A 1,518-nucleotide genomic window follows, 5' to 3' on the forward strand; every position below is an offset into this window, starting at 1 on the left:
GTAACCACGGTTCAACTTGGGCAGCCCTGTTCTTCTTGCTGTTGGAGCTCATTGTCTTCTTGTCGAAGCTGGTGCGAGAGCCTGTCAGATTTTCTGTGTGGAACGGGGTCGTGAAATAATCCCGAAAGGACTGTTCCATGACCGAAGTGATGACCACCAAGAAGCCCAAGAAACAGAAAGCTGCATACCCGTTCCCGGTTGAGCTGATCGACCAGTTGCTGGCCCAGGTTGAGAACAAGGACGCCGAATCGATCCTCGGCGAATCCGGCCTGGCCGGGCAGCTCAAGAAGATGCTGGCCGAGCGCATGTTGACGGCCGAGCTGAGCCATCATTTGGCCAGCGAAGGCGAAGACAGCAAGAACCACCGTAACGGCAGCAGTCCGAAAAAAGTGCTGACGCCAGGCGGTGAGCTCAACCTGGACATTCCGCGCGATCGCCTGTCGAGCTTCGAGCCCAAGCTGGTCGCCAAACATCAACGGCGCATGCCGGGCTTCGACGATCACGTCATCAGCATGTACGCGCGTGGGATGAGCGTGCGCGAAATTCAGGGCCATCTGCTGGAACTGTACGGCACGCAGGTGTCGCCGGACCTGATTTCCACAATCACCGACGAAGTGCTTGAAGAGGTCACGCAGTGGCAGCAGCGGCCACTCGAAGCGATGTACCCGATCGTCTATTTCGATGCGCTGCGTCTCAAAATTCGGGACGAAGGCGCCGTCAAAAACAAGGCCGTGTATCTGGCCTTGGGCATTCGCGTTGATGGGCGCAAAGAAGTGCTGGGATTGTGGATCGAGCAGACCGAAGGGGCCAAGTTCTGGCTGAAGGTTTTCAACGAGCTGAAGAACCGCAGCCTCGATGACATCCTGATCGCCGTCGTGGACGGCCTGCGTGGCTTCCCCGAGGCCATCGAGGCAGTCTATCCCCAGGCGCAGATCCAGACGTGCATCGTGCACCTGATCCGCAATTCGACGACACTGGCAGCCTGGAAAGACCGCAAGGAACTGGCGGCGGCTTTGAAACCCGTCTACCAAGCCGCCAATGCTGATCTGGCCGAAGCAGCGCTCGACGCGTTTGCGACGGGCCCGTGGGGCACCCGATTCCCCACCGTGGCAGCGATGTGGCGGCGCCAATGGCAGCAGGTGATTCCTTTCTTTGCGTACCCTCCGGAAGTACGCACGATCATTTATACGACCAACGCCATTGAGAGCTTGCATATGCGCCTGCGTAAGATCGTCAAGAACCGCGGCCACTTCCCCAGCGACGACGCTGCGACCAAATTACTCTTCCTTGCCTTGCGCAATATCGAGAAAGACTGGAAGATGCCGCAGCGTACCTGGAAGCAGGCCGCCAACCAATTCGCCATCATGTTCGGCGAACGCTTCACGAACGCAATTACCTAACTACGAATTCTGGCCCCGCCACACAGAATTTCTGACAGGTCCTGGTGCGATGATGACGCCCTTGAGGTGCCTTTTTGTACAGCACCAGCTGGCATGGCGTCGCGTTGGCGCGTGCATA

General features: G+C 58.0%; 1 protein-coding gene. It reads left to right on the top strand.

From position 1 onward, the window contains the following. The first annotated feature begins 149 nt into the window (after positions 1-149). Positions 150-1,400 (top strand): IS256 family transposase, encoded by a 1,251-nt coding sequence (locus QPK29_RS33415; RefSeq protein WP_371772423.1) that lies wholly within the window; start codon positions 150-152, stop codon positions 1,398-1,400. Positions 1,401-1,518: the final 118 nt, after the last annotated feature.

This window comes from Massilia orientalis (assembly GCF_030411975.2).
Classification (GTDB): domain Bacteria; phylum Pseudomonadota; class Gammaproteobacteria; order Burkholderiales; family Burkholderiaceae_D; genus Telluria; species Telluria orientalis.

Coding starts and splice junctions, on each gene's coding strand:
- QPK29_RS33415 (WP_371772423.1), top strand. CDS start 150: ATGACCACCAAGAAGCCCAAGAAACAGAAAGCTGCATACCCGTTCCCG.